Below are 7,860 nucleotides of genomic sequence, written 5' to 3'. Positions count from 1 at the left end.
AAAAGGCTCAAGCTGACAAAGGACCTTTCATCCTCTGGACAGAGAAATTTCCGACCACCTCTTGCACTACAAATATTATGGTATACCATCAGACAACAAGACCTGATAACCCTCCACAGGAGCTGCCCATGAGTTTCGAAATCCGCAAGATCGTCACCTACTCCGAAGAGACCCGCATCGAAGGCGGCAAGGCCACCGACAAACCGGTGACCATGGTCGGCCTGGCCGTGGTGATCAAGAACCCGTGGGCTGGCCGCGGGTTCGTTGAAGATCTGAAGCCGGAAATCCGCGCCAACTGCTCCGAGCTGGGTGCACTGATGGTCGAGCGCCTGACCGCTGCCATCGGAGGTGCCGACAAGATCGAGGCCTACGGCAAGGCGGCGGTGGTCGGCGCCGACGGCGAAATCGAACACGCCTCGGCGGTGATCCACACCCTGCGCTTTGGCAACCACTACCGCGAAGCGGTCCAGGCCAAGAGCTACCTGAGCTTCACCAACAAGCGCGGTGGCCCTGGCACCTCGATCCAGATCCCGATGATGCAAAAGGACGACGAAGGCCTGCGCTCGCACTACATCACCCTGGAAATGCAGATCGAAGACGCACCGCGCGCCGACGAAATCGTCGTGGTCCTGGGCGCCGCTGACGGCGGCCGCCTGCACCCGCGCATCGGCAACCGCTATATCGACCTGGAAGAACTGGCCGCCGAGAAGGCCAACGCTCAATAACAACAACCAGAAGCGCTGGGGCATTGCCTGCAAGCCCCGGCCTTCAAGGAGCGCCCCACCATGATTCAGCCTGTAGCTGAACGTACACCGGCCGGGACCAGTTACCTGAGCCAAGGCCAGGGCCAGCCTGTGGTGCTGATCCACGGCGTGGGCCTGAACAAGGAAATGTGGGGTGGGCAGTTCGTCGGCCTGGCCAACGACTACCGAGTCATCGCCTACGACATGCTCGGCCACGGCCAGAGCCACCTGCCTGCCGCTGACACACCGCTGGAAGGCTACGCCGCGCAATTGGCCGAATTGCTCGATCATTTGCAGATTACTCAAGCCACCGTGATCGGTTTTTCCATGGGTGGCCTGGTCGCCCGCGCCTTTGCCCTGAACTACCCGCAGCGATTGTCCGCGCTGGTAGTGCTCAATAGCGTGTTCAACCGCACCCCAGAGCAGAGCGCAGGGGTTATCGCCCGCGCCGCCCAGGCGGCTGAACAAGGGCCGGACGCCAACGTCGATGCCGCCCTGGACCGCTGGTTCAGCCGCGAATACAAGGCCGCCAACCCGGCCCAGGTCGCGGCGATTCGCCAGGTCCTGGCCAGCAACGACCCCCAGGGTTACCACACCACATACTCGCTGTTCGCCACCCAGGACATGTATCGCGCAGACGACCTGGGCACGATCCAGGTACCGACCCTGATCGCTACCGGCGAGCTCGACCAAGGTTCGACCCCGGCCATGACCCGCCAGCTCGCCGCGCGCATTCCCGGTGCGCACAGCGTGGTCCTCGCCGAACAACGGCATATGATGCCGGTAGAAGCGCCGCGCGAAGTCAACAAGATGCTGCTGGACTTCCTCAGGCAAGCCCGCACCCTCACCGAATCCGCCAAGGGGATTGTTGCATGACCCTCGTTCGTTTCCAGATGTGCATCGACGGCCAATGGCGCGATGCCCAGAGCGGCAAGACCTTCGACAGCCTCGACCCGGCGACCGCCCAGGCCTGGGCGCAACTGCCCGATGCCGATGAAGGCGACGTCGAACTGGCCGTACAAGCGGCCCAGCGCGCCTTCGACAGCCAAGCCTGGCGTGGCCTTAGCGCCACGGCACGGGGCAAGCTGCTGCGCCGCCTGGGTGACTTGATTGCCGAAAACAAAGAGCACCTGGCCCAGCTGGAAAGCCGCGATAACGGCAAGCTGATCCGCGAAACCCGCGGCCAGGTCGGTTATCTGCCAGAGTTCTTCCACTACACCGCAGGCCTGGCCGACAAGCTCGAAGGCGGCACCCTGCCGCTGGATAAACCCGACCTGTTCGCCTACACCGTGCACGAGCCAATGGGCGTGGTTGCCGGGATCATTCCCTGGAACAGCCCGCTGTACCTGACCGCGATCAAGCTGGCACCGGCCCTGGCAGCCGGTAACACCATCGTCCTCAAGCCGTCCGAGCACGCCTCGGCGACCATCCTCGAGCTGGCCCGCCTGGCCCTGGAAGCCGGCTTCCCGCCGGGTGTGGTCAACGTGGTGACCGGTTACGGCCCAAGCACCGGCGCTGCCCTCACCCGCCACCCGCTGATCCGCAAGATCGCCTTCACAGGCGGCGCCGCCACAGCCCGTCACGTGGTGCGCAGCAGCGCCGAGAACTTCGCCAAGCTGTCGCTGGAGCTGGGCGGCAAGTCGCCGAACATCATCTTCGCCGACGCCGACCTGGACAGCGCCATCAATGGCGCCGTAGCCGGCATCTATGCCGCCTCCGGGCAAAGCTGCGTGGCCGGCTCACGGTTGCTGGTGCAAGACGAGATCTTCGATGAGTTCGTCGAGCGGCTGATCGAACGCGCCAAGCGCATCCGCATCGGCAACCCGCAGGACGAGCTCAGCGAAATGGGCCCGATGGCCACCGCCCAGCAACTGGCCGTGGTCGAAGGCCTGGTCGCGGCGGCCAACGCCGAGGGCGCCAAGCTGCGCATGGGCGGCAAGCGTGCCGAGGTCGAGGGTGAAGGCTGGTTCTATGAGCCGACCCTGTTCGAGTGTGACAGCAACTCGATGAAGATCATGCAGGAAGAGGTGTTCGGCCCGGTCGCGGCGGTCATTCGCTTCAAGACTGAGCAAGAGGCCTTGGCGATAGCCAACGACTCGCAGTTTGGCCTGGCCGCCGGCATCTGGACTCGCGACCTGGGCCGCGCCCACCGCCTTGCCCGCGATGTACGTTCGGGGATCATCTGGGTCAACACCTACCGCGCAGTCTCGGCCATGGCGCCGATTGGCGGCTTCAAGAACAGCGGCTATGGCCGCGAGAGCGGCATCGATTCGGTGCTCGCCTACACCGAGCTGAAGACTGTGTGGATCAATCTGTCCACCGCGCCGATGCCCGATCCTTTCGTGATGCGCTAAGAGGGCCTGCCAAGATGATCGAACCTGGCATCTACAAAGACGTGATGGGCTCGTTCCCCTCCGGGGTCACGGTAGTAACCACCCTGGACGCCGACGGCGGCATCGTCGGCATCACCGCCAGCGCCTTCAGCGCGCTGTCGATCGAGCCGGCGCTGGTGCTGTTCTGCCCCAACTACGCCTCGGACACCTACCCGATCCTGCGCGACAGCAAGCAGTTCGCCATCCACTTGCTGTCTGCCGAACAGACGGCCGAGGCCTATGCCTTTGCCGGCAAGGGCAAGGACAAGGCCAAAGGCGTTCAATGGCACCTGAGCGAGCTGGGCAATCCGCTACTGAGCAAGGCTACGGCGATCATCGAGTGCGAGCTGTGGCGCGAGTACGACGGCGGTGACCACGCGATCATCGTCGGCGCGGTGAAGAACCTGGTGCTGCCGGCTGAGCCGGTGACGCCGATGGTCTACCACAAAGGCAAGCTGGGCGCCCTGCCCCCACTTGGCTGATAGACCTTTGAGTCGGCAGTGGCTTTTTCGCGGGCAAGCCCGCTCCCACAGGGATCGCACAGGTCCCAAGTTCTGTGAAGTACCTGTGGGAGCGGGCTTGCCCGCGAAAAAGCCACCGCCGATGACCCTGTTTTTAGTGGTCGCGCTACCCTCTCACCAATGGTTGCTGCCCCTGTTTTGATTCGGAGCTAGACAATGAGCAACGAAAAGTACGAGAAAGGCCTGCAGATCCGCACCCAGGTGCTGGGCGAGGACTACGTCAAGCGCTCGATCGAAAACGCCGACGAGTTCACCCAGCCGCTCCAGGAGCTGGTCACCGAGTACTGCTGGGGCCACGTCTGGGGCCGCGATGGCTTGTCGCGCAAAGAGCGCAGCATGATAAACTTGGCCATGATTTCCGCGCTCAACCGGCCCCACGAGCTCAAGCTGCATATCCGCGGCGCACTGCGCAATGGCCTGAGCCGAGAACAGATTCGCGAGATCCTGCTCCAGGTCGGCATTTACTGCGGCGTGCCCGCGGCGGTGGACAGCTTCCGCCTGGCCCGCGAAGCGTTCGCCGAAGCCGACACGGAGTCAACCCGTTAACAACGGGCTGTTCGAACCACCGCAAGGAGCAGCGCCCGGTTCGGGGGTGCCCTTCGGGTTGGCGCAACAGCCTCATAAAGAGCGCACCTGATGAAACGCCAGCCACTCGACGACAGCTTCAAGGTCAACCGCAACCCAGTCACCCTGCGTGAAATCGTGCTCGATAAACTGCGCGGGGCGATCATGAACTTCCACCTGCTGCCCGGTGACCGCCTGGTCGAGCGCGACCTCTGCGACCGCCTCGGCGTCAGCCGCACCTCGGTGCGTGAAGCCCTGCGCCACCTGGAATCCGAGGGCCTGGTCGAATTCGCCGACGCCAAAGGGCCGCGCGTGGCAATCATTACCTTGGAAGACGCCTGCGACATCTACGAGCTGCGCTGCGTGCTCGAAGGGCTGATCGTCCAGCTGTTCACCCTCAATGCCAAGGCCAAGGACATCCGTGCCCTGGAGCGCGCCCTGGAGGTGAACCGCGAGGCACTGGAAGAAGGCGAGCTGCAGCAAGTGCTCGAATCGGTGCAAGGCTTCTATGACGTGCTGCTGGAAGGTTCCGGCAACCGCGTCGCCGCCACCCAGCTGCGTCAGCTGCAAGCACGCATCAGCTACCTGCGCGCCACCTCGGTGTCGCAGGCCAATCGTCGTGGCGCCAGCAACCAGGAAATGGAAAAGATCGTCGCGGCGATCAAGAGCGGCGACCCGCAAGCGGCGCACCAAGCCTCGGTCGACCACGTACGCGCCGCCGCCAAGGTCGCGCTGGACTACCTGCGCCAGAAGCAGGATGACAACGCCAAGGTGCGCGAAATCATCGAGCCCCTGGTCCTGAAGGACCCTCGCATAGGCCGCTAAGCATGCCCAACGCCCCGCGCTATTGCCCGCACTGCACCACAGAGCTTGCCCGGGGCGTTCCCACTGGCGATACCCACGAACGCCTGCACTGCACTGGCTGCGGTTACATCCACTACATCAACCCGAAGATCATCGCCGGCTGCATCATCGAACGCGATGGCAAGTACCTGTTGTGCCAGCGCGCCATTCCCCCGCGCCCTGGCACCTGGACCTTGCCGGCGGGCTTCATGGAAGCGGGTGAAACCACCGAACAGGCGGCGCTGCGTGAAGTGTGGGAAGAAAGCGGCGTGCATGCCGAAATCGTCTCGCCCTACTCGATCTTCAGCGTGGCAAAGATCAGCGAGGTGTACATCATCTTTCGCGCCATCGCCACGCAGGAGACCGGCCAGTTCGGGCCGGAGACGCTTGCCTACAAGTTCTTCGAACCTGATGAGATCCCCTGGGATGAGATCTACTACCCGGCGATTCGGCAGATCCTCGAGCGCTATATCCTTGAGCGGCAGGCGGGGGTGTATGGGATCTACATGGGCAATGACGATACCGGCAAGGTGCATTTCATTCGCTGATCTGTGCACGGCTAGCGCTGCCAACACAAATCTCTCGCCAGCAAGCCAATCTCAGGGCACCCTTATCACTCCCTGATGCAAGGACCAGCAAACCCCATGGCGAAATGGTTGGAAGGCGGCGGATCCATGGCCGAGCGAATCCGCAACCACGACTGGCCAGCCACCCCGCTCGGCCCGCTCGAGTCCTGGCCAGACGTGCTCAAGACCACCGTAGCACTGTGCCTGGGCTCACATTTTCCGCAGGCCGTGCTCTGGGGCGATGAGCTGATCACCCTGCACAACGATGCCTTCAGCGCGATTCTCGGCGAAAAACCCTTAGCCCTAGGGCGGCCATTCAGCGAGGTGTGGCATGAAGCCTGGAGCGACATCAAGGCGATGGCCGACCGCGCGCTGGCGGGCGAAGCGGTGTTCATCGAGAATTTCCCGCTGCTGATCAACCGCAGTGATGGCCCGGAGCGGGCCTATTTCACCTTCTGCTACAGCCCCATCCGCGATCAGCATGGGCAGATCGTCGGCATGATCGACACGGTAACGGAAACCACTGCCACCGTAGTTGCCAACCAGCGACTGAACTTTCTCGACAATCTCAGCCGCGCCCTGGCCGATGCCAATGACCCTGATCGGATCATGGCCACCACCACCGGTATGCTGGTCGAGCACCTGCGCCTGTCCAGTTGCGCCTACGCGGTAATGGACGCCGACCAGGACGGTTTCACTATCTGTGGTGACGCGGTGGCACCAGGCTCACCACGTCTGGTCGGCCAATACCGCCTGGCCGATTTCGGCACCCTGGCGGTCAAGCAACTGCGCGCCGGCTTGCCGCTGGTGATCAACGACAACCTCAATCAGCTCGAACCGCAGGAAGCGGCAACCTTCCAGGCCATCGGCATCACCGCGACCATCTGCATGCCGCTGATCAAGGAGGGTCGCTTGACCGCGCTAATGGCCATCCATGACCGAGTCCCGCGCCAGTGGACCGGCTATGAACAAGCGTTGATCAGCGAAGTGACCGAGCGCTGCTGGGCGCATATCCAACGCGTCCAGGCCTACGCCGAAGTGCGCGAGACGGCGGCTGCGCTGGAGGCGCTGAACGCCACCCTGGAGCATCGCGTGCAGGAGCGTACCGAGCAGTTGCTGCACACCGAGGCGATACTGCGCCAGACCCAGAAGCTGGAAGCCATCGGCCAGCTGACCGGTGGCGTTGCCCATGACTTCAACAACCTGCTGACCATCATCCGCTCATCCCTGCACTTTCTGCAGCGCCCGGATCTGGACGACAACCGCCGCCAGCGCTACCTCAAGACCATGGCCGACACCGTCGATCGCGGCGCCAAGCTCACCGGTCATCTGCTCGCCTTCGCCCGCCGCCAAGCGCTCAGCCCGCAGGTGTTCGACGCCGGGCCAAGGCTGCAAGGCATGGCGGAAATGCTCGATACCGCCACCGGCGCGCGCATCCAGGTCAGCCTGGAACTGCCCGAGTCGCCCTGCTACATCCGCGCCGACCTTGGCCAGTTGGAAACAGCGCTCATCAACCTGATGATCAATGGCCGCGATGCCATGGCCGGCGAAGGCACCCTGCACTTGCGCCTGGTTGCCGACCAACGCATGCCCGGCGCGCCCGGGCGCTTTGCAGCGATTTCGGTGAGCGACAGTGGCGTGGGGATTGCTCCTGAACTGCTTGAGCGCATTTTCGATCCGTTCTTCACCACCAAGGCTGCGGGCGAAGGGACGGGGCTTGGCTTGTCCCAGGTGTTCGGCTTCGTCAAGCAATCGGGCGGTGATGTGCAGGTGAACAGTGTTGCCGGCCAAGGCACCACGTTTACCCTGTACCTGCCCCAGGAAAGCGCGGCAGATTCGCCGCAAACCGCCCTGCCGAGCAGTGCCCCTGTGGCCCTGGCCGGCAGCAGCAAACGGCGCATCCTGGTGGTCGAGGACAACGCCGATGTCGGCAGTTTCACCACCCAGATGCTCAAGGAACATGGCTATCAGGTCAGTTTGGCGCTTTGCGCCGAGGATGCCCTGGCGCAATTGAGTGGCGCCCAAGGACAGTTCGATGCGGTGTTCTCTGATGTAGTGATGCCCGGCATGGTCGGCCTGGCCTTGGCCAAGGAGCTGCGTCGCAGCCGCCCACAGACGCCAGTGATCCTCACCTCTGGCTACAACGAGGCCATGGCTGAAGGGGGGCATCAGGGCTTCGCGTTCCTGGCCAAGCCCTATTCGGCCGAGCAGGTGTGCCAACTGCTGGAAAAAGTGCTGGGGACAGCCTGAG

General features: G+C 63.4%; 8 protein-coding genes. All 8 read left to right on the top strand.

The genetic code is table 11. The features are described from left to right. Window positions 1–128 precede the first annotated feature (128 nt). The 8 genes from ACF8K2_RS09315 (at window position 129) to ACF8K2_RS09280 (ending at window position 7,859) form a co-directional block, all read left to right on the top strand. On the top strand, window positions 129–725 hold the full coding sequence (locus tag ACF8K2_RS09315) for an amino acid synthesis family protein (protein ID WP_003256068.1): 597 nt from the start codon (window positions 129–131) through the stop codon (window positions 723–725). Window positions 726–785: 60 nt separating this feature from the next. Further along, a complete protein-coding gene (locus ACF8K2_RS09310) occupies window positions 786–1,619 on the top strand; it encodes an alpha/beta fold hydrolase (RefSeq protein WP_186555255.1) in 834 nt (277 codons plus the stop codon). After that, window positions 1,616–3,097 carry an aldehyde dehydrogenase gene (locus tag ACF8K2_RS09305; RefSeq protein ID WP_392464485.1) on the top strand — a complete coding sequence of 494 codons (1,482 nt, stop codon included), beginning with the start codon at window positions 1,616–1,618 and terminating at the stop codon, window positions 3,095–3,097. The genes ACF8K2_RS09310 and ACF8K2_RS09305 overlap by 4 nt, the downstream gene beginning before the upstream one ends. Window positions 3,098–3,111: 14 nt before the next feature. Continuing rightward, window positions 3,112–3,597 (top strand): flavin reductase family protein, encoded by a 486-nt coding sequence (locus ACF8K2_RS09300; protein ID WP_186555253.1) that lies wholly within the window; start codon window positions 3,112–3,114, stop codon window positions 3,595–3,597. A 195-nt stretch (window positions 3,598–3,792) separates the two neighbouring features. Next, window positions 3,793–4,182, top strand: coding sequence for a carboxymuconolactone decarboxylase family protein (locus ACF8K2_RS09295; protein WP_186555252.1), 390 nt, complete (start codon window positions 3,793–3,795; stop codon window positions 4,180–4,182). Window positions 4,183–4,272: 90 nt separating this feature from the next. Then, window positions 4,273–5,025 (top strand): GntR family transcriptional regulator, encoded by a 753-nt coding sequence (locus ACF8K2_RS09290; RefSeq protein WP_186555251.1) that lies wholly within the window; start codon window positions 4,273–4,275, stop codon window positions 5,023–5,025. Window positions 5,026–5,027: 2 nt separating this feature from the next. Continuing rightward, entirely contained in the window at window positions 5,028–5,591 is a 564-nt protein-coding gene (locus ACF8K2_RS09285) for an NUDIX hydrolase (RefSeq protein ID WP_027595373.1), read from the top strand. A gap of 96 nt (window positions 5,592–5,687) precedes the next feature. Further along, window positions 5,688–7,859 (top strand): ATP-binding protein, encoded by a 2,172-nt coding sequence (locus ACF8K2_RS09280; protein WP_392464482.1) that lies wholly within the window; start codon window positions 5,688–5,690, stop codon window positions 7,857–7,859. Window position 7,860 lies beyond the last annotated feature (1 nt).

The sequence above is a fragment of the Pseudomonas sp. xss_2 genome, assembly GCF_043104195.1.
GTDB lineage: Bacteria > Pseudomonadota > Gammaproteobacteria > Pseudomonadales > Pseudomonadaceae > Aquipseudomonas > Aquipseudomonas urmiensis.
This window is presented reverse-complemented; position numbering and strand designations above follow the sequence as displayed.

Excerpts from the sequence above, each read along its gene's own strand:
- ACF8K2_RS09315 (WP_003256068.1), top strand. The coding sequence starts at position 129 with ATGAGTTTCGAAATCCGCAAGATCGTCACCTACTCCGAAGAGACCCGC.
- ACF8K2_RS09310 (WP_186555255.1), top strand. The coding sequence starts at position 786 with ATGATTCAGCCTGTAGCTGAACGTACACCGGCCGGGACCAGTTACCTG.
- ACF8K2_RS09305 (WP_392464485.1), top strand. The coding sequence starts at position 1,616 with ATGACCCTCGTTCGTTTCCAGATGTGCATCGACGGCCAATGGCGCGAT.
- ACF8K2_RS09300 (WP_186555253.1), top strand. The coding sequence starts at position 3,112 with ATGATCGAACCTGGCATCTACAAAGACGTGATGGGCTCGTTCCCCTCC.
- ACF8K2_RS09295 (WP_186555252.1), top strand. The coding sequence starts at position 3,793 with ATGAGCAACGAAAAGTACGAGAAAGGCCTGCAGATCCGCACCCAGGTG.
- ACF8K2_RS09290 (WP_186555251.1), top strand. The coding sequence starts at position 4,273 with ATGAAACGCCAGCCACTCGACGACAGCTTCAAGGTCAACCGCAACCCA.
- ACF8K2_RS09285 (WP_027595373.1), top strand. The coding sequence starts at position 5,028 with ATGCCCAACGCCCCGCGCTATTGCCCGCACTGCACCACAGAGCTTGCC.
- ACF8K2_RS09280 (WP_392464482.1), top strand. The coding sequence starts at position 5,688 with ATGGCGAAATGGTTGGAAGGCGGCGGATCCATGGCCGAGCGAATCCGC.